Annotated in this window: 19 protein-coding genes, 1 pseudogene and 1 riboswitch; of the genes and pseudogenes, 11 read left to right on the top strand and 9 right to left on the bottom strand. The window is 42.4% G+C overall.

What is annotated here, in order from left to right:
* Positions 1–418: 418 nt before the first annotated feature.
* From RMY31_RS33095 to cobG, 6 genes are all read right to left on the bottom strand, one after another.
* Entirely contained in the window at positions 419–625 is a 207-nt protein-coding gene (locus RMY31_RS33095) for a hypothetical protein (RefSeq protein ID WP_322666702.1), read from the bottom strand.
* A gap of 21 nt (positions 626–646) precedes the next feature.
* A complete protein-coding gene (gene cobJ / locus RMY31_RS33090; protein WP_322666700.1) occupies positions 647–2,383 on the bottom strand; it encodes a precorrin-3B C(17)-methyltransferase in 1,737 nt (578 codons plus the stop codon).
* Between the two features lie 470 nt (positions 2,384–2,853).
* A complete protein-coding gene (locus tag RMY31_RS33085; protein WP_322666698.1) occupies positions 2,854–3,441 on the bottom strand; it encodes a Panacea domain-containing protein in 588 nt (195 codons plus the stop codon).
* Between the two features lie 179 nt (positions 3,442–3,620).
* On the bottom strand, positions 3,621–4,325 hold the full coding sequence (locus RMY31_RS33080; RefSeq protein ID WP_322666704.1) for a precorrin-2 C(20)-methyltransferase: 705 nt from the start codon (positions 4,323–4,325) through the stop codon (positions 3,621–3,623).
* 2 nt (positions 4,326–4,327) lie between these two features.
* Entirely contained in the window at positions 4,328–4,954 is a 627-nt protein-coding gene (locus RMY31_RS33075) for a precorrin-8X methylmutase (RefSeq protein WP_322666695.1), read from the bottom strand.
* A 72-nt stretch (positions 4,955–5,026) separates the two neighbouring features.
* Entirely contained in the window at positions 5,027–6,694 is a 1,668-nt protein-coding gene (gene cobG, locus RMY31_RS33070) for a precorrin-3B synthase (RefSeq protein ID WP_322666703.1), read from the bottom strand.
* Positions 6,668–6,810, bottom strand: a riboswitch (cobalamin riboswitch). It overlaps the preceding gene by 27 nt.
* 432 nt (positions 6,811–7,242) lie before the next feature.
* Between cobG and RMY31_RS33065 the strand changes: the two genes are divergently transcribed.
* The 5 genes from RMY31_RS33065 to RMY31_RS33045 all read left to right on the top strand — a co-directional run bounded on the left by RMY31_RS33065 (position 7,243) and on the right by RMY31_RS33045 (position 14,296).
* Positions 7,243–8,844, top strand: coding sequence for an alkaline phosphatase D family protein (locus RMY31_RS33065; RefSeq protein ID WP_322666693.1), 1,602 nt, complete (start codon positions 7,243–7,245; stop codon positions 8,842–8,844).
* 513 nt (positions 8,845–9,357) lie between these two features.
* On the top strand, positions 9,358–9,696 hold the full coding sequence (locus RMY31_RS33060) for an STAS domain-containing protein (protein WP_322666692.1): 339 nt from the start codon (positions 9,358–9,360) through the stop codon (positions 9,694–9,696).
* Between the two features lie 966 nt (positions 9,697–10,662).
* Positions 10,663–12,375: a VWA domain-containing protein gene (locus RMY31_RS33055; protein WP_322666690.1), complete on the top strand. Its 1,713-nt coding sequence runs from the start codon at positions 10,663–10,665 to the stop codon at positions 12,373–12,375.
* Between the two features lie 42 nt (positions 12,376–12,417).
* Entirely contained in the window at positions 12,418–13,140 is a 723-nt protein-coding gene (locus RMY31_RS33050) for a hypothetical protein (RefSeq protein ID WP_322666687.1), read from the top strand.
* A gap of 43 nt (positions 13,141–13,183) precedes the next feature.
* Complete coding sequence (locus tag RMY31_RS33045; RefSeq protein WP_322666686.1) at positions 13,184–14,296, top strand: substrate-binding domain-containing protein; 1,113 nt, start codon at positions 13,184–13,186, stop codon at positions 14,294–14,296.
* Positions 14,297–14,429: 133 nt separating this feature from the next.
* Here the strand turns inward: RMY31_RS33045 and RMY31_RS33040 are convergent, their stop codons facing one another.
* Positions 14,430–16,001, bottom strand: a complete 1,572-nt coding sequence (locus RMY31_RS33040) for a B12-binding domain-containing radical SAM protein (RefSeq protein WP_322666683.1) — start codon at positions 15,999–16,001, stop codon at positions 14,430–14,432.
* A gap of 248 nt (positions 16,002–16,249) precedes the next feature.
* Here RMY31_RS33040 and trpS point away from each other — a divergent pair, with 248 nt between their 5' ends.
* The 4 genes from trpS to RMY31_RS33020 all read left to right on the top strand — a co-directional run bounded on the left by trpS (position 16,250) and on the right by RMY31_RS33020 (position 19,589).
* On the top strand, positions 16,250–17,260 hold the full coding sequence (gene trpS / locus RMY31_RS33035) for a tryptophan--tRNA ligase (RefSeq protein ID WP_322666682.1): 1,011 nt from the start codon (positions 16,250–16,252) through the stop codon (positions 17,258–17,260).
* 59 nt (positions 17,261–17,319) lie between these two features.
* Positions 17,320–18,252, top strand: coding sequence for a methylenetetrahydrofolate reductase (locus tag RMY31_RS33030; RefSeq protein ID WP_322666680.1), 933 nt, complete (start codon positions 17,320–17,322; stop codon positions 18,250–18,252).
* A gap of 110 nt (positions 18,253–18,362) precedes the next feature.
* Positions 18,363–19,064, top strand: a complete 702-nt coding sequence (locus tag RMY31_RS33025; RefSeq protein ID WP_322666678.1) for a Uma2 family endonuclease — start codon at positions 18,363–18,365, stop codon at positions 19,062–19,064.
* Positions 19,065–19,295: 231 nt separating this feature from the next.
* Positions 19,296–19,589, top strand: a complete 294-nt coding sequence (locus RMY31_RS33020; protein WP_409879134.1) for a hypothetical protein — start codon at positions 19,296–19,298, stop codon at positions 19,587–19,589.
* A 288-nt stretch (positions 19,590–19,877) separates the two neighbouring features.
* Here RMY31_RS33020 and RMY31_RS33015 read toward each other — a convergent pair whose 3' ends face one another.
* Together RMY31_RS33015 and RMY31_RS33010 are read right to left on the bottom strand one after the other, a co-directional pair.
* Positions 19,878–21,107, bottom strand: a complete 1,230-nt coding sequence (locus RMY31_RS33015) for a serine/threonine protein kinase (protein WP_409879132.1) — start codon at positions 21,105–21,107, stop codon at positions 19,878–19,880.
* Positions 21,108–21,379: 272 nt separating this feature from the next.
* Positions 21,380–21,493, bottom strand: a pseudogene (locus tag RMY31_RS33010) (serine/threonine protein kinase); the annotation flags it as partial.
* A gap of 314 nt (positions 21,494–21,807) precedes the next feature.
* On the opposite strand from RMY31_RS33010, the gene RMY31_RS33005 reads away from it, so the two are divergent.
* Positions 21,808–22,038 carry a hypothetical protein gene (locus RMY31_RS33005; RefSeq protein ID WP_409879130.1) on the top strand — a complete coding sequence of 77 codons (231 nt, stop codon included), beginning with the start codon at positions 21,808–21,810 and terminating at the stop codon, positions 22,036–22,038.
* A gap of 221 nt (positions 22,039–22,259) precedes the next feature.
* Complete coding sequence (locus RMY31_RS33000) at positions 22,260–22,553, top strand: hypothetical protein (RefSeq protein WP_409879142.1); 294 nt, start codon at positions 22,260–22,262, stop codon at positions 22,551–22,553.
* Positions 22,554–22,564: the final 11 nt, after the last annotated feature.

Here is a 22,564-nt window from a genome sequence, read left to right as displayed (position 1 = left end):
TTGCCACTTGACGAATTGATATTTTCTCCTGAATATGTGCTGCAACTATTTTTTCTCGGAGATCGATTGAATATGCTTTCATGAAAAGATATTATTTTTCTTCTTACTAACTGTACCTCATAACAACGGGAAGTGCTGTATCTCCTGGTATTCAAGCTTTGCGTGACGCTGGTTTGTGGTTATCGGATAGTTTGGTCAATTTACTCAAACAACAAGCAGGGGAATAGCGATCGCTTACAAATTTTAACTTCAAATAGCGATCGCTCCCTTTTAATCTCTTCCTCTGTGTCCTTTGCGTCTCTGTGGTTCGATTCTCATGCTAATTAGCAAAGCGCGTAGGCGTAGCCCGTCGTAGACATCGCCCACTCATGTCCAAAATAAACTGAACCATAGTGCGAACGCATACTTGTTTTAAATTTTAAACCTCAAGTTTGAGTTTTTGAACCTCAACCCTCAGCCTTAAAGGCGCAACTTCCAGCATCAAAGGCTCAACGTTCACCCTTAAAGCCGCAACCGTCACCCTCAAAAGCTCAACTTTCACCCTTAAAGCCGCAATTTTGAGGATTAAAGCCGCAACCGTCACCCTCAAAGCCGCAACTTCGAGGATCAAAGCCGCAACTGTCACCCTCAAACGCTCAATAATCCCCTATATCTCTTTATCTTCCGTGTATCGACGGGGAGTATAGACAGAAATACTACCATTGCTGCGCTGAATAGTGCGAGTTTGCGTCGAACCAACAAGAATAACCGTCCGCATATCCGCAACAGCTGGCATTAACTCCTCAAGAGTAATTACTTTAACCGCTTGCCCAGGTCTACCGAGATTCCGTGCTAGCACCACCGGAGTATCAGGCGATCTATACCGCAGTAAAATATCTCTAGCTTGGGCTAGTTGCCAAGTGCGTTCTTTGGAAACAGGATTGTAAAAAGCAATGACAAAATCAGCTTGAGCAGCCGCCGCAATTCGTTGTTCGATAATTGACCAAGGCTTCAAAATATCAGAGAGGGAAATCGCGCAGAAGTCATGCCCCAAAGGTGCGCCAATCGTCGCCGCCGCAGCTTGCATTGCAGAAATCCCTGGTGCAACATGAATATCGATACTGTCCCATTCCGGTTTGTTGTAATAATCTAATACCTCGAAAACTGCTGTTGCCATTGCATAGATACCGGGGTCGCCAGAAGAAACTACCGCTACATAACGCCCTTGGGCTGCTAAATCCAGCGCTACTTTTGCCCGTGCAATTTCTTCCCTATTGTCAGATTCATGCCTGCGCTTGCCATCAGCAAGAGAACCGACTAAATCTAAGTATGTTTTATACCCCACTAAATCAGTCGCTGACTTCAGAATCTCCCTCACCTCTGGAGACATCCACTGCGATGCACCCGGCCCCGTGCCTACAATTGCCAAATGTCCGCGTGGCTGACCTATGGTGCTAGGGTTGATTGGTTTGGGAGCGATGGCGATCGCAATTTGGGAAGATGAGGGGGTAATTGGTTGAGCAGATGTACCTGTGGCAGCGATCGCTGCTGCTTGAGCGGGGCTATAACCTTGTGATAATAAGCTTTCTAACTGATTTGAGGTAAATAAGCGAACAGGCACTCCGAAGGTGCTAGCAACGGCGTGAATTGCTGGATTGGTAGCGGCGGTGAGTGGTGCAAATATCCCGGCTACTGATGCGGGTGCAAGTTTGGCATCAGCGAGTAACTGCTGCACAGAAGCAATATCAACAATGTGATTGATGGCGATCGCTACAGTTGCTGGATGGTAGACTAAGCGGTTAGGTGCAGGAGTCACCAAGCGTTCTGTAATCTGAATAGTCAAATCTCCATTGGGGTCAATTGGCAGTTGACTATTACTCAACCAGGGTGCTGTTCCTTCTAACTTCACTTGCGCCCCAGCTAATAAATCCGAGATAAATGTCTTGGCATTGTCTGGGTTAGCTAAATTATATCCAGGGGGAGGAGACAAAAGTGCTGTACGAAAACGGATATCGCCTGTAGTCGTAATTGCAGCTTTAACATTGAGTGCTTCGGCAATCCGACGTGCCAAATCATTGACTCCATTGAGTCCGCCCAAAAGGGGAACAACAGCGCTACCATCCTCAGCCACAGCTAACACTGGCGGTTCTTGGCGTTTATCTGAGAGCATAGGAGCTAGCGTTCTAATCAAAATACCAGCAGCACAAATACCAATTAATGGTGTTCCTTCAGCAAATAATTCTCGCAGTGTCTCACCGAAACTCGTGAAGCTGACATCAACCTCAGACGTGCGACCCGCCAAACCGTATAATGTAGCTCCTGGCAAAACGCTCATCATTTTGCGTGCTACTGCCACACTATTTTCACCCAGTACCACAACAGCGGGTGCAGTCTTCGTCATCATAAGAGTTCTTGTTTAATAGATATCTTGCAAAAGTTGATAGCCTTTTAATGAAACCACAGATAAATAACGCACCGCTGACGTTAAAATCAACCACCTGCTGCAACGAAGTGTTGACCGCGCACTAGCAATCTAAGATTTCTTTAATAAGACTCTTCAGATCTGCATCAGCAGGGCGTTTTGTAAACTGCTCGTGACTATAAATCCAAACCAATCTGATTGTGCAAGTAGTTGCATTAACCAAATACATCAACCTGATTTGTCCCGAAGCCCCTTTGGATACTCTAAGTTCTAACTTGTGAAAAGTCCATTCTTCAGGTAAATGAATCTTTCCAGGCAAAGGTTCACTACGAGAGTTATTGGGATACTAGTCTTCAATCAAATCTTCCAGAATTTGCGCGACAAGCTCAACAAAACCAGATCCATGAAACTTTGCAAGTTTTTTGAAAGAACGCTTGAAATTATCAGATTTTTCAATCGAGAAGGGAGTCAAGCCAGTCACGCACCTCTCCTTTGCCAATGCGATTTGAAGATTCTGTATTACAAGCATCTTCTATTATTTTGGACATGACGGATTCATACGCGGGATGATCGCGCTCTATGAGATCGAGCTTCTGATAACCCAATGCCTTCATATCCTCAAGCAGAATTGTTTCAGTTGAACTTGCGTGACTGGGCAAACCCTTGCGAGCTTTCTTCCAAGGAAACTCAACATGAGTCATATCACTGAGTCGGTAAGCATGGTAGCCACCAAAATATCTCCAAATTTCTTCTAAAAGCTTTTTCTCCTCATTAGGAATCTGTAACAAGAATTCTTGACTGGGTATGGGTAACTGTTTAGCTTCAAATTCACTATAAAACTTGTAAGCAGGAGGACACACAGGGCCATATCGCCATGCTTGGATTATTTCATCAAACAATGGCTCATCATATAATGCTAAATGCAAGCTTTGTGAATAGTAAAGAAGCTTTTGAACCTTCATGTTAGTCATTTCAGCTTCTATTCCATCTTCGTAAGCTCTCACTATGAAGTAGCGAGCCGCATTGAGACAATCGATCATAGCTCAGACCCGCAAATCAAATTAAACTCACTATCCTAGCAAATTTAAAATTTGCATATACAAATAGTATTATAGTCAAGAACTATAAACATATAGTACATATTTACTATATATTTTTACTATGAAAATTGAGTTCAACAGCAACTGCTCTCATCAAACCGTAAATTTGTACAAAGATTTTACAGTCGATTCTTACTGGGTATGACAATCATCGCAAAATAGGGCACTTCTGCTGGATTAACCTCATCCAAAGGTACAATCCTTTGCTGTGACATCGTTGCCCGCTCAATATACAATGCCCGTGATGCCAAACCTAATTGATGCAGGATATCCCGCACTTTCGTAAAATGACGACCTAGCTTCATAATCGCTGCTGCATCGGTTGTCAGCAGTTGTGTGGTTAGTTCTTCTGCTGGCATTGGAGCAGGTAAGACGGTAAGAATATCGTTGTAGTAGGTGAACGGTACGCCCAAGGCTACCGGACAAGCCATCAGTGAGGAAACTCCGGGGACAACTTCTGTTTCGTAATGCTCAGATAAACGTGTGAAAACATACATGAACGAGCCGTAAAAAAACGGGTCGCCCTCACACAGCACTACTACATCCCGACCTGCGGCAAGATGTTCGGCAATTGGTTCAACTTCCTTGTCGTAAATGAACTGTGCCTTTTCTGGCTCTAAGGCACGGGGGAGATGAAACTTTACCTCGATTTGATTGCCAGTCAGATATTGGGCGACGATCGCCCGCGCTATACTTTCTTTGTCTGTGGCTGATTGATAGGCGACCACAGGTGCAGCACGCAAAAGCCGCAATGCTTTCAAGGTCAATAATTCTGGATCGCCTGGCCCTACACCAATTCCATATAAACGACCTTTGGTTTGCATATTCATTCTTCCTCCGTTGCCAAGGCGTTAACTGCTGCTGCGGCGATCGCACTTCCACCACGCCGACCATGTAATGTTAAAAATGGTACATTTCTGCTGTCTGCTGCCAGTGCTGCCTTGGACTCTGCTGCACCGACGAATCCCACCGGAAAGCCCAAAATCACCGCAGGCTTAGGACATCCTTCATCGAGCATTTCCAACAGCCGGAATAGTGCCGTAGGTGCATTACCAATTGCTACTACTGCTCCTTCGAGGTGCGATCGCCATAATTCCAATGCTGCTGCTGACCTTGTAGTCCCAAGACTTTTAGCCATTTGTGGCACTTCTGGATAATTCAGAGTGCAGATCGCTTGGTTGTTTACTGGCAACCGCTTCCTGGTGACACCTTCGGCAACCATCCGGCAATCGCAAAGAATAGGTGCTCCTGCTGCTAGTGCTGCCCGTCCCGATTGCACCGCTGTTGGTGAATATCCCAAGTCATTGACAATATCCGTCATTCCACAGGCATGGATAAGGCGTACAGCAACTTTTGCGACATCTGGCGGCAGTACATCTAAGTTTGCTTCTGACCTGATGATGGCAAAGGAATTGCGATATATTTCACTGGCATCTCGGATGTAGTCGGGCATTGGGGATTGGGGGACTCAGGGTCGCCTCTGGGGATAAGGGATAATGGGGACTGGAAAAATACTTTTCTATGCCTAAGAAGGCAGGAGGTGATGATTCTGATCCAAATTAAAAGTATGAGGCTTGTTTGCTGTCTTTTGAGAAAATAACTGCTTTAGTTGGGCGATGCCTGCGGCGGACTGCGCCAACGCATATCGATTGGCAAATTCTCCAAAGGACTCATTAGAGCTTTTTCGTTGTTCTTGATATACGTTTAGTATCTGCTCTAACAGTGCAGGCAGTTCGGCAAAGCTGACATATCTGTAGAGTTCGCGACCAAATTTATGGTTACTGTCACCATCACCAACATAAACCTGATAGCCCTCCACAGTTCCATTTTCTGTTTCCAGACTGACACCGAGCAGGGCAATATCACTTTTGCTATGCTGGGCGCAAGATTTGTCACAACCGCTGAAGTGGATATTAACAGGGCAATCTAAATTGACACGAGTTTCAAGATACTGTGCTAAAGCCAATGCATGACTCTTGGTATCCGTAGCAGCAGCAGCACAACCCCGCTTACCGGAACAGGCAACTAATGCACTCTTGATGTTGCTGTCTGAAGAATCTAATCCTAAGAATGCAAGTTTCCTCTGGACATCATTAACCCATTGCTGGGGAATATTAGTTAAAAGCAAATTCTGCCAAGGAGTTAACCTGATGCCGCTACCGTAGCTTTCTGCCAAATCAGCTAAACCCTGCAATTGCTTACTCTCCAAGCGTCCAAGGGGCAACACGATACCTATATAAAATAAACCTAACTGACGCTGGGGATGAATACCGATGTGTTGATACTCGGTATCCGATCTCACCTCTAATCCCTCACCTGCCAAGATAGGCAAAAATTCCTCCTTCCCTCGTAGGGAAGGGGGTTGGGGGGTTAGGTTTTCTCTTATTTCACTGCGGAAAAAAGGAAAAGGCAGCCTTGCCTCTACTTCCTGAAGATAACTTTCACAACCCAAACAATTTAGTAACTCTCTCAAACGCGGTTTACGCCTACTAGTAGTATCAATATGATTTAGATAGAGATTCGCCAAAGCTGCCAAAACTGGCAAACATTCCTCTGGTGCTAAGAAAATTCCCATATCGCTGGGTGGTTCGCCCTTCGTACCGACACTGAGATAGAGGCGGAAGTAAACTTTAGCGTTAACTAAGACAGCAGCAAAGGTGATATCATTCAGGCGATCGCACACTGATACTAATCCACCACCATCAAAGCAAACGCTAAATTTTGCAGGCAGTCCTGACAGGGTAGGATGTGTGGCGATGTAATTATCCCAACTTTCGACAAAGGGACGGGTATCGATTAATTCTTGAGGATCTATCCCAGCAGTAGGGCTGGTCATAATATTGCGGATGTGGTCTACATCTGAAGTACGAGAACCCAAGCCTATATCTTGGAGGTGCTTCAGGACGGCAGGATTTATCTGGGTACGAATTTCGCGGACTTGTAGGTTGGCTCGATTAGTCACATCGATATAGCTACCACCATACTGTTCAGCGATATCTGCGATCGCACGGCATTGTGTACTATTAAGCATCCCGCCTGGTATTCTGATGCGAGACAATATACCATCTTGAGCAGGTGTGACGTAAAACAAACCAGGACAGGCGTTACCAGACAGCAAAACTGAAACTCCTTCTCCGTGCAACGCAGAGAGTAGATAATAAGTGTGTCTTGAAGACACTGCTGGAGTTGGCATTCTGACTTGGAAAGTCAAAAGTTAATCTGATTTTTTACCTTTTGGCTTTTCCTTACAGCTGCGGCACAGTCCCGGAATTTCACCGGAGTTTCCCGACTCCAAGCTTTAGTAATGTAGCATAAGAAGGCAACTAAGTATGTCAGCGTGAAATATTTATCATCAAAAAAAGCAGAAGGCAGGAGGCAGAGGGCAGGAGGAAAGAGGGTTTTAAGATTTAGCGCTAACTTGTTGACAACCTGTCTTGGACGGTTTACTGGCAAATTTCTGTAAAATCCAAGTTGTGTTGGAATAGCATTAAAGGTGTGACCTCAAATTTAAATTAAGTAGAAAAGCGCAAATCAACAGAACTAAGTAATGAAAAGTAAAGTTAACTAAAACCCTCTTAACTTCTGCCTTCTGCCTTGCCTTAATAATAAAGATTCATGCCGACCTGCTGAGTATAATCTTTTATTAATTTTTTGATAACTCAAGCTTTACTTATTGCCATTGGGAAATATGGTAAACACCTATTCTGTAATATTTTTTGTTTGAGCTTATCATAAATAAGTATGGAATCCAATTCACCATTGAAGCTAAACCGTCGTCAGTTTTTGCTACGTTCAGCTATCACAACAGGTGGAATTATTTCCACAAATCTTATATCCAAATCACAAGTTTTTGCCCAAGCACCTGCAATTATCACCTCCGATAAAATGCGTCCTGGCATACCTTATGGCGTAGCCTGTGGAGACATTACCAACGATAATGTTATCATTTGGAGTCGCAGCGATCGCCCTGCCAAAATGTTAGTAGAATATTCTACCAATGAATCTTTTCGCAATGTGCAGCGTGTTTTCGGATCAAATGCTTTAGAAAATAGCGACTTTACAGCCAGACTTAATCTTAAGAATTTACCACCAAATCAAAAAATATTTTATCGGGTAATTTTTCAAGATTTAGATTATAAAAATATCTATAGCGCTCCTGTAAAAGGTACTTTCCGAACTCCTCCTATATCTGGGCAAGATATATTCTTTGTTTGGGGTGGAGACACTGCCGGTCAAGGATGGGGTATTAATCCCGATTTCGGTGGCATGAAAATTTACGAAACCATGCGCCAACTTCATCCCGACTTTTTCATCCATTCTGGCGACAATATTTATGCTGATGGCCCCATTCAATCACAAGTAACTCTGGACGACGGCACTATTTGGAAAAATATTACTACACCAGAGAAATCGAAAGTAGCAGAAACTCTCAAAGAATTTCGTGGTAACTACATCTACAATTTGCTGGATGAAAATGTCAAACGTTTTAATGCTGAAGTTCCCATATTGGCACAGTGGGACGACCACGAAACAAGAAATAACTGGTATCCTGGACAAATTATCCAGAATGATGACCGCTATACAGTCAAGGATGTTAACTTGCTGGCAGAAAGGGCAAGGCAAGCGTTTTTAGAATATGTGCCTATTAGTTATACAACCAATAATCCAGATAAGACCAGAATTTATCGCTCCTTTGCGTATGGTTCATTATTAGATATTTTCATGCTTGATGAGCGCACCTATCGCGGGCCAAACACCCCCAATAATCAGCCTGTACCAAGCAAAGAAACGGAATTTTTGAGCAGAAAACAAGTGCAATGGCTGAAAAGACAACTGCTGTCATCGAAAGCGACATGGAAAGTAATTGCCAGTGATATGCCCTTGGGACTGATAGTTCCAGATGGCAGCACTAACTTTGAAGCTTGGGCTAATAAAGACGGCCCGGCTTTAGGAAGAGAATTAGAACTTACAGATTTACTCAGATTTATCAAAAACAAGAATATCCAGAATGTTGTTTGGTTGACTGCTGATGTACATTACGCAGCAGCCCACTATTACGATCCTGCTAAAGCGCAGTTTACCGATTTCAAGCCTTTCTGGGAGTTTGTTGCCGGGCCTCTCAACTCTGGCACGTTTGGGCCAAACCAATTAGAAAATACCTTTGGCCCGCAACTAGTATTTCAAAGTTTACCTCCAGGTACGAAAGCAAATCGACCGCCAAGTGAAGGTTTGCAATTCTTTGGTACAGTCAAAATTAATAGTTATACAAAGGTAATGACGGTAACACTGCGTAACTTGGCAGGAAAAACTGTTTACAGCGTAGATTTGCCACCAGAAAAGTAAATCACTAAAAGCACAGCAAAATATAGCCAGTTAGATAGAGTCAGGACTTACGCACAAAGGTTGTCTGTTGAGATTGGGTGTAAGCTTTGAGTAAGTAGAACGGCTGAAATAATTCACGCTATGTCATTGCGAATGGAACGAAGTGGAATGAAGCAATCGCAAGGGTTATATCGATTTTACATTCTGTTACATAGCTAGGTTTATTTTCACCGACTTACTTATCTAATTTCATGATTTTTCCTCAATGTACTCAGCTATTAATTTACGACTTGTTAGCTGAGTAAACAAAGTATTTTAAAAAACACAGTGCTTTTCTTACTTTTTTACTGAGTTTATTTGAGTATTGTGTACTGAAAAATTGGATTGTTGCACTTCCTGTGGATGCTACAGGTGCGGTAGGGGCGATCGGAAAGTATAAAATTTTTATTAAATTCCTTAACTGTCTTAACTGTCCTTGCTTTTTGCTGGACTAATTTTTAATAATTTTTCATTGGGCAAAAGAAGGACATAAATATGTCGGTAGAACAAAGAACTGTGAATGATGTGACTATTTTGGATGTAAAAGGCAGAGTGACCATTGGAGAAGGTTCTGTAGAACTTCGCGAGGCAGTTAGAAACGCCCTTAATGGTGGGGCTAAAAAGATTGTACTCAATTTAAGCGGAGTTACTACAATAGATTCTAGTGGAGTTGGTGAACTGGTATCAAGTTATACTACAACAAGTAACCAAGATGGCAAGCTTAAATTAATAAATCTTCCTTCTAAAGTTCAGGATATTTTGATGATAACTCAACTCATAACAGTTTTTGAGACTTATGACAGTGAGGCAGAAGCAATTGAATCCTTTTCATGAAAATGATTTAAAAAAATAAAATACCTCGTTTCAAAAAATCTCATGCGACTATAAGCGAGGATTTAATAACTTTCCTAAGAACGAAAGCGATCGCACTTTGGTAATGGTAGTGCGATCGCTTTAAAGTATGATGAATACTAATGTAATTGTGTTATTCAAAACCAGCAAGTCGCCTTAATCGCTGGTTGCTTTCACTATTCTCAACAACTCGACGCAAGCAAATATTTCTTACACGGGTAAGGAAGGGTACAGGGGTGTCAGGGTTTTGCTTACTTACACTTTCACACCCCTTGTCCAAAACCTTGATTTTTCGTATCACTGCGTAAGTCCTAAGAGTAATGACCAGGCGTTGCATAACAGTGGGATGAATTGGGGTAAGCAGGGGAGGCAGGGGATGCAGGGGAAGCAGGGGGAGAATTTTAGAAGTTGCTAAATCATCCCGCAACTATGCAACGCCAATGACCAATCATTCCTTGATGGTACAAGCCCCCGGATTTATCCGTGGAACTAATCGAAAATCCAAAATCGAAAATCCAAAATTGTCTGACGCAATTTTTTACTCTGTCTGCTGGCTGTGCTGTTTTTTGGGCTGATACCATTTCCCAAAAATAATGATACAGATCCAAACCCAGAAACCCAGACTAAATGGGACTTTCTTAATTACGAATTACGAATTACGAATTACGAATTGGTATGAGATGGTGCAAATAGCATATGGAGATGGCAAATTTACTGAGTAAAACTTAGGAAACCGCTATGATGTGGCAATTTAGCACAGAAGACTATCAGCCGCAGCAGCTGTAATAGAAAAAGATTGTTAATCCTCAGTAAGGATGAAAATATCAATGTTATTAAAGATGCTATAACCTTTAATTTGGTTGTTACTCCACTAGTGGACATTTCTTTCCATCCCAACTTTTGCTTAATTCATAACCTATTCAACAACATCCTTTTTTGGATAAATGCATGATTTTCAAAGATTTTTTATTAATTCCGCGGCTTGCGGCAGTCTTTAGTGTCCTATTATTAACAGCTTGTAACGGTACTTCCAACTCAGCAAATAATTTTACGGGTTTAAAAGTTAAGGTTTTAGTAGGCAGTGCTTTGGGAGACTTTTGTAACCAAGCTGCAACAAACTTTAATGCTACACAACCCAAGCTAGACAATGGTACGGCTTTTCAGGCGAGCTGCGAAGCACAGGGTAGCGGTGATATTGTCACTAAAGTAGTTTCTTTAGCAACTCAACTGAAGAATGGGACTTTGCAAGCTGATGCGGTAGACTTTCCCACAATCATTTCCCTGGATGGGGATATATATCACAGTCAGCTAATTTACCGCATTAACCAAGTATATCCAGGGCAAAATTATATTCCGCAAATTACGGACTCAGAACTTGTGGCGAGTACGCCAATGGTGTTTATGGCACAGCGGGATGTAGCTGAAGGACTGCGAAAAGTTGCTGATCCTTACAAAGCTTTAGTGACTGCAAAGACCCACCGCGATATCGATGCATCTGGGCCGCCAACAGTAGTTCACTACGTTCACGCTGCGCCGACTCGTTCTAATTCGGGGTTACAAACTTTGGTAGCTCAATACGCCAGTGTATCGAGTAAGCGTCCTGAAGAACTGACAGTTGCTGATGTCCAAAAGTTTCAGCCGCAAATTCAGCAAATTCAAAGCAAGATTACCCGTTATGGTGTTTCTACTAATTCTCTCGCTCAAGCAATGGTTAAAAATGGCCCGTTTTGGGCTTCTGTAGGGTCGGTATATGAGTCTAGCACGATCGCTGCTAATTCTGGGTTACAACCAGGACAAGAACGGTATGAAGCTGTTTATCCCAAAGTAACATTTACCTCTAATATGCGGGCAATTGTGCCGAAAGCACCTTGGGTCAGTGCCGATGAAAGGGCAGCTGCGGAAAAATTTATCATTTATTTGCGATCGCCACAAACTCAAAAAATTGCTACAGATTTAGGTTTGCGACCGGGAACCCCAGGTGTAGCTTTGGGGCCAAAGTTTACTGCTGAATTTGGGGTGAATTCCCAAGCAAAGTACGACTCTTTACGACCACCCAAACCAGAAGTTGTAGAAGCGATGTTGAAATCTTGGCAGGAAGTTGCTAAAAAACCATCTTTGGTGGTGGTAGTTGTAGATTCTTCAGGTTCAATGTCGGGTAACAAGTTACCAGCGGTGCAGAATACTCTGCAAAACTACGTCAAAAATTTGGGGCCAAAAGAGCAAATTGCTTTGATTGATTTTGATTCAGCAATTCGACCGCCAGTGTTAGTAGATGGTACACCACAAGGACGCGATCGCGGTTTGCAATTTATTAGTAGCCTTGCTGTTGAAGGCGGTACAAAATTATATGATGCTGCTCTTTACGCTCGCAACTGGCTACAGCAAAATCTCCGCAAAGATGCAATTAACGCCGTTTTGATATTAACGGATGGGGAGGATTCTGAGTCTAAAATTAATTTAAACCAACTTTCTGAAGAACTGAAAAAAAGCGGCTTTTCTACCGATCAGCGCATTAGCTTTTTCACCGTTGGCTACGGTAAGGAAGGTGAGTTTAATCCTAAGGCATTGAAGACAATTGCTGAATCGAATGGTGGTTACTATTCTAAAGGCGATCCCGAAACAATTTCGCGCCTCATGGCAGATTTACAAGTAGAATTTTAAACCCAAATTTTTTGAAGAAATCTATCTTCTTAATTACGAATTATGAAACTAGCAAACCCATTGTATTACCCTTTAGCAGTGTTAGCTGGAGGAATCAGTCTCATCGTCGGTGTGCGTATTGCCCAATTGCCCAGTCAAATTATGTTACCTGTTGCGGCGGGTATTGCTGTTGCTGGGTCTAGTTTTTTAAAATCACGCGAGCCTAAACATTTGGAATTAAATAATCCTGAGTTAGAACGGGAAATAACATCGGTGAAAACATCGGCTTTAGCTTTAGTAAATAAGTCAAATGAACTGCGTTTAGAGGTAAAAAAGCTGTTAAATGACTCTTTCCAAATGGAACTTTTAGCAGCAGTACAAATGAGTTGCGATCGCGCTCTGGAACTTCCAGCTAAAATTGACAATCTGGCATGGCGTTTACAAGGAAGTAATTCACTTCTTTCAATTAGCGAACTGCAACAGCAACTTGCAGAAGTTCAACAAAAACATCGTTCTAGTTCTGGTATAGCAAAGCAACACCTCAGCCAACTAGCAGATAGTCTCAAGCGTAATATTCAACTAGCCCAAGAAGGTCAAGATACTCGTATAGCACAAATTGTTAGCATTTCTACCCAAATTCAAGATTCTGCTGGTGTATTGCAGCGATTACAAAATAAGCTACATACTTCAGATTTAACTGACTCAGACCAAATTAATCAGTTGCAATTACTCAGTGATGAACTTAGCAGCTTACAAGAAAATATTGATTTGCTAGTTCGTAAATAATTGAATTACTAAAATTTTTCTAGCCACCCGCCAACAAAAATCTATGGTAAAGATAAATTCAAAATCTCGGCGTTATACCACCTCGGTTGCAATCATCTTAGCCGCATTAGGTTTGACCTATGTCCCTATTCCGGGTTTACAAAAAACTATAGTAGTTGTCAGCGGTACAGAATTACAAGAACCTCTACAACAGTTAGAAACAAAATTTGAGCAAGAAAATCCTAATATTAAGTTAGAGCTAAAGTTTCAAGGCTCCCAGGATATAGTTAATCAGTTTATCGATCGCAAAGATGATTTTAAACCAACGGTGTTAATTCCAGCCAATGGTGAAATTTTAACAGAATTAAGCGATCGCCTCCGCGCTACGAACAACACCGATCCTTTTTATGATTCTCCCCGACCCATAGCAAAAACCATACTAGTCGGTATTGCTTGGCCCGAACGCGGGAAAGTCCTCTTCCCAGATGGACGCTTTCAATGGCAAAGAGTCGAACAAGCAATGCAAGCAAGGAATTGGGAAAAAATTGGCGGTTCTAATAACTGGGGTAGCTTTGATTTTGTCACCACAGACCCCACCCGCTCAAACAGCGGTCAAGTGACATTAAACTTGTGGACACAATCAAAATTAGGTGGAACAGTTGACACCAATAGTTTCAACGATTCATCTATACAGTCGCTATTTAGTTTGATTAAGAAATCAGTCTATCAGCCACCCCGGTCTACAGATACTCTTCTGCAAGAATTTATTACCAGAGGAGTTAACGATGCTGATGTGGCGACAGTATATGAAAGTATTGCCCTTTATCGTTGGCAACAATCAACAGCTAATCAAGGAAAACCTTATCAAATCTATTATTTAAACCCCTCAATTGAATCTACCGCCACAGCAGCAATTGTGCGTCGAGATGTGGATAGTGGTACTGCAAATGCTGCAAGAAAGTTTGTTGATTTCCTGATACAACCAGAACAACAAGCAGTACTAGTTCAGTATGGCTTCCGCCCGGTAAATAATGCTGTTGATTTAAAAGCTGTGCCTAGAAGTCCGTGGAATCAAAATATTCCTGGTGCGGAAGTAAAACCCACTGTCCAAACTTTACCACCACCTAACGCTCAGACACTTACGGAAATTCAACGCCTGTGGGAAAGGGCGAATTGAAAAGAGACGCGATTAATCGCGTCTGTACAATAGTCAGCAGAGACGCGATCAATCGCGTCTGTACAATGGTCAGTAGTTATTCTCTTTGTCCCCGCGTCCCCGCGTCCCCGCGTCTCCCTCACCCCCCTAAACATCAACTAACAGGCTCTAGCTGATAACTTTCTTGCTCCTGTGTTTGCTTGTGTTTTTGTAATACTTCCAGCTGTGCTTCTAGTTGTGCTTTCACCTGATGACGGAAACTGAAAAAGTGTTCGCCTAAACTCAAAGCCACAAAATAGTCGTAAAATAAACTGGGTTTTTGTAGTGCGATCGCAATTAATTGCCACCAAAACAGCAAACGCGTAGTGCGAACTACACCTTGTCGCCAGCAAACTACCGGAAACAAGCGCATTTCATGCCACGTAAATCGACGTTTGATTTTAGGACGCTGACCATTCATCATCTTAAAATGGCGAAAAGTCCGCTTCAAGTAAGGTAGCGGCTCATAAAGATTCCAGAAACAATCAATATATTCCGCCACGATTTCTTCTACAGGTCGAGTCGGTTTAAAGTTCATCAACGAACCTTGATAAACTGTTGCTAAACCTTCATGCAAGCGGTCTTCTTGCTTGAGGCGAGTCCACATCGCTGTATTGTGCAATGCTTGCAACAAACTCAAATGCGCTTGCGGAATACCCGTTTCTTCAATAAACTCCTGAATGCGTTTCCCTGCACCAGTACGTTCATTGTCAAAGCCAATGATAAAGCCGGACATAATTTGTAATCCCGCTCGTGTAATTTTGTGGCATGATTCCATCAAAGACTGACGGGTATTCTGTTCTTTGTGAATTCCTGCTAAGCTTTCAACGTCTGGTGTTTCAATGCCCATAAATACCAAAGCGAAACCAGCTTTCACCATCAATTCGATTAATTCATCATCTTCTGCCAAATTTAGCGAAGCTTCTGTGAGTAACGGGAAAGGATAGTTGCGTGCTTCCATCCACGGAATAAGTTCTCGTAGTAAGACTTTGGCATTACGCTTATTGCCAATAAAGTTGTCATCAACGATAAACACATAGCGATACCAGCCCATTTGATACAGTACTTCCAATTCCGCTAGCATCTGTTCGGGTGTTTTCGTCCGTGGCTTGCGACCAAACAAGTTGATGATGTCACAAAATTCACACTGAAATGGACATCCCCGTGAAAACTGTACCGTCACAGCCATGTATGCATCTAAATCTAACAAGTCAAATCGAGGTATAGGAGTTTGGGTGACATCCGGTTTTTCAGTAGCACGAAAAATTCCTCGTTCTTCTCCTCGTGCCAAAGCTTCCAAAAACATGGGGACAGTGCATTCTCCCTCATCTAATATTAGATAAGCAGCTCCTGCTTCTGTGGCAAATTCCGGTACTGATGTGGGGAAAGGGCCGCCGACTGCTACCTTTTTACCTAATTCAACCCCTTTTTGAATTAATTTACGGAAATCTTCTTTTTGGATAATCATTGCAGAGATGATTACCAAATCGCACCAATCCCAGTCTTCATCTGTTTCCAAACGGACATTGCGATCTATCAATCTTACTTCCCAATCACTTGGCAGCATTGCCGCGACTGTAATTAAACCTAAAGGCGGATTTGTAGCGTGTAAACCTGCCAAATCAAGAGTTTCCTGGTAAGACCAGAAAGAATTGGGCATTATGGGCCAGAGTAGTAAAGCTTTCATAAGCAGACACCCCGGAGTGGAAGTTAATTAATATTCTCAGAGTACTGCTACTGTCTCTAACAAGAGCTTAAATTTTGTCTATTTCTGTAAATGAAGGTGTATAAATTTTTTTGGAGAGGATAGAGAGATGTTAATTACCAAATGTCTCATTCCCGGACAGCGAGTTGTCCTGGAAAATGTCAAAATTAAATGAGTTTTATGGCCGCCACTTTACATAGTGCGGATTTGAGATAACTAAATTGAAATTTATGGGCAAGCAGCGTGTTCTTTCTGGAGTTCAACCAACGGGCAATTATCATCTAGGCAACTATTTGGGAGCGATTCGCAACTGGGTAGAAGGTCAAAGCGAATACGAAAATTACCTTTTCGTGGCTGATTTACACGCAATAACAGTACCACACGAGCCAAAACAGTTGGCATCTGATACCTACACCCTAGTTGCACTCTATTTAGCTTGTGGTCTAGATTTAACTCACTCCACTATCTTTGTGCAATCGCACGTTTCTGCCCACAGTGAACTCACCTGGTTGCTCAACTGCATCACACCTCTAAACTGGCTGCAAGACATGATCCAGTTCAAGGAAAAGGCTGTCAAGCAGGGAGAAAATGTGAGTGCAGGTTTATTAGATTACCCTGTATTGATGGCATCTGATATTTTGCTTTACCAAGCAGATAAAGTACCAGTAGGTGAAGACCAAAAGCAACATTTGGAACTTACACGAGATATTGCTGCGCGGTTTAACCATTTATTTGCTAAACCAGATCGACCAGTGCTGAAATTACCAGACCCTTTAATCCGCAAAGAAGGAGCAAGGGTGATGAGTTTGGCGGATGGTACGCGCAAAATGTCCAAGTCCGATCCTTCCGACTTAAGCAGAATTAATTTGCTAGATCCACCGGATCAAATTCAATACAAGATTAAGCGCTGTAAAACCGACCCAGTTCGAGGTCTGATTTTCGACGATCCAGAGCGCCCAGAGTGTAACAACTTGTTAACACTGTATACGCTGCTGTCTGGAAAGACGAAAGAAGAGGTGGCGGCGGAGTGTCAGGATATGGGTTGGGGACAATTCAAGCCATTATTGACAGAAACAACGATCGCAGCTTTAAAACCAATCCAAGAAAAATATCAAGCAATCACAGAGGATAAAAGTTATTTAGAGTCTGTATTGCGTGACGGCAGGGTAAAAGCCGAAGCGATCGCCAACCAAACTCTCGCACAAGTAAAAGCAGCTTTGGGTTACTCTGTCCCTCTGTGAGGGTTTCTCTTTCAGGTGTGGTTCGTTATACCCTGTAAGAGAACCAACATATTAATGTTATGGACGATAACCATAGCCACACCGTCTTAAATTCCTTTCGCAGAGCCGCGCAAGCGGGTGAATTTTTAGTTACCGCCGAGGTTGCACCACCAAAAGGCGGTAATCCACAACACATGCTCCAAATGGCGGCGACCCTTAAGGGGAGGGTTCATGCCGTCAATATTACCGATGGTAGCCGAGCTGTGCTGAGGATGTCTTCTTTAGTAGCGTCGGCGATTTTATTGCAAAACGGGATTGAACCAGTTTGTCAAATTGCTTGCCGCGATCGCAACCGCATTAGTTTACAAGCTGACTTGATGGGCGCTCATGCCTTGGGTATTCGCAACATTTTAGCTTTGACTGGCGACCCAGTAAAAGCAGGCGATCACCCAGAAGCCAAAGCCGTTTTTGATTTAGAAGCTGTGCGGCTGCTGCAACTAATTCGGAAAATGAATCAGGGTTTTGACTGCAACGAGAAACCATTGACTGATGGCGCATTAGATTTATTTGTCGGTGCAGCAGTCGATCCGCAATGTGCGAGTTGGTCAGGTTTGCAAAGTCGATTTGAACGCAAAATCGAAGCGGGGGCGCAGTTTTTTCAAAGTCAATTAATTACAGATTTTGAAAGGCTAGAAAAGTTCATGGATAAAATTGCTGCTGGCTATAAAAAACCAATTTTGGCAGGAATTTTTCTGTTGAAATCGGCAAAAAATGCTCAATTTATTAATAGATGCGTTCCAGGTGTAAATATACCCGAACATATTATTGATAGATTGGCACAAGCAAAAGACCCGCTTGAAGAAGGAATGAAAATTGCAGCAGAGCAAGTTCAGTTAGCACGGCAATTGTGTCAAGGTGTCCATATGATGGCGGTGAAGCGAGAAGATTTGATAGCCCCAATTTTAGATTTAGCTGGGGTTGCGCCAGTTAATCAATTGGTATCAATTAAATAAATAGGGTGAGGCGATCGCATTTCCTAGTGTATTGGCAGAGGTGCGATCGCTCCTCTCCTGTTTCATTGCTAAACTAAAAAACAACCCTTATCCAGTGCAAAGGTAATGTTATGACCTCTGCAACCAATCCAGCCGCTGAACTTACCCCTTTCCCAGACCATACGCAGCTGCCAGACTCCAATGGTACATTCATGAGAAGTTGGCAACAACATGCTCAAAGTATCTTACTAACTGACTCAATTACACCCGTCTTAAAGCAATTACACTCTGACGGTCAATATTGTATTGGTCAAGACTTAGGCATTTACTGGCGTTTAACTAACCCCCCTGAAAAAGGAGTAGAAGCACCAGATTGGTTTTTTGTAGCGAATGTCCCACCCCTACTGAATGGACAAACGCGGAGGTCTTATGTATATTGGCAAGAGCATATTGCCCCGTTGATTGTCTTAGAATTCGTTTCTGGAGACGGGAATGAGGAAAGAGACAAAACACCTTGGACGGGTAAAGTTTGGATTTATGAGCAGGTTATTCGTCCTGCCTTCTACGGTATTTATGAGGTTAAAAAAGCTAGTGTAGAAGTCTATAGATTCGCTGGTGGAAAATATCAGTTGTTAGCAGTAAATGAGCGCGGACATTATCCGATCGCACCTATGGGTGTTGAGTTAGGCATTTGGCTAGGAGTTTATCAAAATGTAGAATTACCCTGGCTGCGCTGGTGGGATTTACAAGGTAATTTATTGTTGACTGGTGAGGAAAGAGCCGATCGCCTAACTGAACAGTTGCGATCGCTCGGCGTTGAACCAGAAGCTTAAGTCTTTTCTTTAAAGGTAGCGTAGACGCATATTGTATGACAGTTTATACTTAGCTCTTGCCATTAAGCAACAATGCCAAATGGTGACAGCAGACGAAAAATTTTACAATGCTCTTAAAATCGGTAGCTACGCAAATAATCTTCTGTGGGTGGAGAATATTTAGGCGATCGCGTAAGTTTTACAGAAATGTAGCGATTGTCTGGAAAGTCAAGCGTTCGCAAACAAAAAACTGTGAGTAAGATTGACGCAACTGGGAACGCTTCGCCGCTGAATCTTCTAGTACTTCGACACAATTTCAAAGTACCTCAATACAACTTTGAAGTACCTGAACGTGATTTCAAAGTACCTCAACACAACTTTGAAGTACCTGAACATGATTTTGAAGTACTCCAACACGACTTTGAAGTACTTGAATATGATTTTGAAGTACTTCAACACGACTTTGAGGTACCTGAACATGATTTTGAAGTACTCCAACACGACTTTGAAGTACTTGAATATGATTTCGAGGTATTTGTTGCTTAAACATTAGCTGAGGTAATTGGTTCATTGAAAATTGCCTTGCAAATTGTTAATGGTCGCACCATTAGTAAAACTCAAGCAGAAGCGTTGGCGGACTATTTTAATGTAGATATCAGTTTATTTACCTAGCTTATCTTCCATAACAACGCTGTTAAAACCAGCGCTTGGTATTGAGCCGGAAATTTAATATTTTGGTATGAGGTTAAAGGTGCGTAGATGTGTAGCGGCTTGTCCTTAAACATTGCTTCTCTACTCAATACAGCAGTTACAAAATCTTTTATCATTTAGCTTTTAGAGCTTGAGTAAGCTATGAACCTGTATAAAAATTCTATGTCCTAACCATCCCAAACCCAAGCCTAGACTAGAAGTGCTAGCTAAAATTAGAAAAGTATGAAACTTGCTAAAAGATTTTCGTAATTCATATTCAGCCCAAGCCACAGCCAAAACCACAGCCACAGCCAAAACCACAGCCACAGCCCCAGCCACAGCCACAACCCAAATTATGTACGGAGCGTTAGACGCTGCTAACAAGTAGCCTATCAATAGGTAGCTTAATAATACACCAATCAACCAGCCCCAGGGAATAATTCTAGGTGATTTAGTACTTGGTTTAATTGGAATTGCCTCTGAGTTTGGCTTGGCTTCAGGACGAACAACTTCTTTTTTATAATCTCGATCAACAGGTGGTGGAGGCGTTGCTTTTGGTGCTTCTAACATTGCCAACCACCTCTGCATTGACTGAGGACGGTCTTTTGCCTCCAGTGCCATACCCTTGAGAATTGCTTGATTTAATTGCTCGCTAATGCTTGGATTAATTTGTTTAGGTGATTTCAGATCAGCATCATCGAGTTTGCGAGCTAAAGAGGTTGTGGGGCGTTGACCAGTCACGGCATAATAAAGTGTAGCAGCCAGACAGTAGACATCGACAGTTGCCTCCCGACTACCTCTACTCATCTGTTCATAAGGCGCAAACCCTTCATTACCTGCAATTCCCTTTGAACTCAAAGTCTTAGGCAAAAGTTCTTTAGCGATTCCAAAGTCAATTAAAACCGCTTTGCCATTTCTCCGCAACATAATATTTCCAGGGTGGGCATCTCGGTGTACTAGCCCTGCCTGATGCACTACGCTCAAAGCTTCCCCAATCTGGTGGATGCAAGGTAGGATCTCCGCTTCTGGTAAAGCCCCTCTACGCCTCACTGCCTCAAACAAATTTTCTCCCTCAACAAAGTCCATCACTAAACAGTGGGTATCACCTTCCCGAAACAAATCAATCACTCCCACAATATGAGGATGAGGTTCTTGAGATAAGCGTGCCAGTATTCGCCCTTCTTGGATAAATCTCTCTATGTACTTTTCATATTCCGGATCGTGGCTGAGATATTCATTAGGTGTCTTAATTACAACTGTTTGGTTTAGTTCAACATGCAAAGCCTTATAAGTAATCCCAAATCCCCCCTGTCCCAGGACTTTCTCAATTACATATTTGCCACTTTGCAATTGTTGTCCTGCTATCCAGGGCATGAAAACCTCTAAATAATTCTTAATTCGTAATTCGTAATTCGTAATTAAAAGACTTTAAAAAAGCTGGATATGGGTGTTTTCTATGACTTAAGTGTGTTTCATAAATAATACAGTTTTGCAGAATTTTGCACAACACACAATGAAAGTTGAGCTAAATCTACGGTGTTTTGCTAGATGATGAACTGGGAGACTGTGAAGGTTGATTGGAAGATGGAGATGGGTTAAAAATAGGAATCCAAGAAGGTATGGCTGCAAGTATGGCTACAAAAACTGCGATCGCTATTCTTATTTTTGACCAAATAAGTAATGCCAAAACGTCCTTTTCCCAACTCTTTCTCAATGGTGTATTTTCCGCCTTGCAAGCGATCGCCAGCGACCCAAGCCATCTTTGCAACTCCCAAAATGCTTAGATTAATTCTCACACAAGAGAGCCTTAATAACTTGAGCCTAACTTGGCAGAATGAATGCGATCGCCTAACTGCCCAAATGAATACGCGATCTACTGAAATTAACGTGAGTTCGACAAGCCCTTTTTTGACCTCTCCCCCAACCCCTCTCCGACACGGAGAGGGGAGCCAAAACCCTAATTTCTCGTTGCTCCTCCCTTTCCCGTGGGAGAGGGAGGTTGGGAGGGAGAGGTTCATCAAACTCACGTTGAAATTAGTAAATAAACTGCGGTTTGTTTACACAATCTTTTGAAATGAGTACGCGATCTACTGAAATGAGTAAGCAAAAGGAAGTTTTACTTTCTCAATATGAGCGATCGCTTACTCATTTTGGTGTTTTCCGCAAGCAAAAGGAAGTTTTGCTTTCTCAATATGAGCGATCGCCTTCTCATTTTGGTGTTTTCCGCAAGCAAAAGGAAGTTTTGCTTTCTCAAACCCCAGTTTGCTTACTCATTTTGGTATTTTCCGCAAGTAAAAAGCGCTAACGCTTACTAAATTCAACTTTATTAATTAAGAAATAAAGTAAAGACAAAAGGACGGATATTATTCTTTTCTGCGCGAAGCCTTTTCCTAATTCTTTTTTCAATTAGTAGTTGACAAGTATAAAATTATACTTTATTATTTAGATATGAGAAAGGCGATCGCCCTCTTGCAAGAATCCGCGATCGCCTTTCTTTCAACCCCACATCAGGAGTCAACTATCATCATGACACAAGTACAAAAGTTCGGAGATAATCAAGAGTTCCCTCAAGTACAGTCAGAAGAGTATTTGCCTAGTGAGGACTTCGATGCACCCGCCCTCAAATCTGCTCAAAAGCGATCGCCAAAAAGAGAACCAATTAAACATATATTGATTGGTTCTCCCAAAGCTGTCACTAGTACAATTCACTTTTTGCAGGTGGTTGGTTATGCAAATGTCGGAGATTGGAGTCAACTACTACCAACCGAAAACCCTGATGAGGTGATGAGTATTTTAATCCGTCAGATTTTAACGCAATAATCAAAGTTCAA

It is taken from the genome of Dendronalium sp. ChiSLP03b, from assembly GCF_034531165.2.
Taxonomy (GTDB): Bacteria; Cyanobacteriota; Cyanobacteriia; order Cyanobacteriales; family Nostocaceae; genus Dendronalium; species Dendronalium minutum.
This window is presented reverse-complemented; position numbering and strand designations above follow the sequence as displayed.

Coding starts and splice junctions, on each gene's coding strand:
- RMY31_RS33065 (WP_322666693.1), top strand. CDS start 7,243: ATGGAATCCAATTCACCATTGAAGCTAAACCGTCGTCAGTTTTTGCTA.
- RMY31_RS33025 (WP_322666678.1), top strand. CDS start 18,363: ATGACCTCTGCAACCAATCCAGCCGCTGAACTTACCCCTTTCCCAGAC.
- RMY31_RS33080 (WP_322666704.1), bottom strand. CDS start 4,325: ATGCAAACCAAAGGTCGTTTATATGGAATTGGTGTAGGGCCAGGCGAT.
- trpS (WP_322666682.1), top strand. CDS start 16,250: ATGGGCAAGCAGCGTGTTCTTTCTGGAGTTCAACCAACGGGCAATTAT.
- RMY31_RS33040 (WP_322666683.1), bottom strand. CDS start 16,001: ATGAAAGCTTTACTACTCTGGCCCATAATGCCCAATTCTTTCTGGTCT.
- RMY31_RS33000 (WP_409879142.1), top strand. CDS start 22,260: ATGACACAAGTACAAAAGTTCGGAGATAATCAAGAGTTCCCTCAAGTA.
- RMY31_RS33005 (WP_409879130.1), top strand. CDS start 21,808: ATGAGTACGCGATCTACTGAAATGAGTAAGCAAAAGGAAGTTTTACTT.
- RMY31_RS33050 (WP_322666687.1), top strand. CDS start 12,418: ATGAAACTAGCAAACCCATTGTATTACCCTTTAGCAGTGTTAGCTGGA.
- RMY31_RS33045 (WP_322666686.1), top strand. CDS start 13,184: ATGGTAAAGATAAATTCAAAATCTCGGCGTTATACCACCTCGGTTGCA.
- RMY31_RS33030 (WP_322666680.1), top strand. CDS start 17,320: ATGGACGATAACCATAGCCACACCGTCTTAAATTCCTTTCGCAGAGCC.
- RMY31_RS33060 (WP_322666692.1), top strand. CDS start 9,358: ATGTCGGTAGAACAAAGAACTGTGAATGATGTGACTATTTTGGATGTA.
- RMY31_RS33085 (WP_322666698.1), bottom strand. CDS start 3,441: ATGATCGATTGTCTCAATGCGGCTCGCTACTTCATAGTGAGAGCTTAC.
- RMY31_RS33015 (WP_409879132.1), bottom strand. CDS start 21,107: ATGCCCTGGATAGCAGGACAACAATTGCAAAGTGGCAAATATGTAATT.
- RMY31_RS33075 (WP_322666695.1), bottom strand. CDS start 4,954: ATGCCCGACTACATCCGAGATGCCAGTGAAATATATCGCAATTCCTTT.
- RMY31_RS33055 (WP_322666690.1), top strand. CDS start 10,663: ATGATTTTCAAAGATTTTTTATTAATTCCGCGGCTTGCGGCAGTCTTT.
- cobJ (WP_322666700.1), bottom strand. CDS start 2,383: ATGATGACGAAGACTGCACCCGCTGTTGTGGTACTGGGTGAAAATAGT.
- cobG (WP_322666703.1), bottom strand. CDS start 6,694: ATGCCAACTCCAGCAGTGTCTTCAAGACACACTTATTATCTACTCTCT.